The 339-nt window shown below is 52.8% G+C and carries 1 protein-coding gene; it reads left to right on the forward strand.

Annotated elements, in window-relative coordinates; genetic code table 11:
- The coding region (locus MXD62_RS10625) for an ATP-binding cassette domain-containing protein (protein WP_248829147.1) at positions 1 to 339 on the forward strand (339 nt) is incomplete at both ends.

Here is a 339-nt window from a genome sequence, read left to right on the forward strand (position 1 = left end):
GGAATTGCCCGCACCTTTCAAAACATTCGCCTTTTTGGTCATATGACGGCACAGGATAACGTGAAGGTCGGCAGCCATATTCGGACCAAATCAGGTTTCTGGGCATCGCTGTTGCGCACTCCAGGTCAGCGGTCAGAAGAGCGCGATGTGCAATCGAAAGCGGAAGAGTTGCTAGACTTCGTTGGTCTTACACACGTAGCTGATGTTCGATCAGATACGCTTGCCTACGGTCAACAGCGCCGTTTGGAGATTGCCAGGGCTCTCGCCACTCAACCGAAGCTGCTCTTGCTTGATGAGCCGGCTGCAGGCATGATCGAGAGCGAGACCAAAGAATTAATG

The sequence above is a fragment of the Frankia sp. Mgl5 genome (assembly GCF_023242985.1).
Lineage (GTDB): Bacteria > Actinomycetota > Actinomycetes > Frankiales > Frankiaceae > Parafrankia > Parafrankia soli.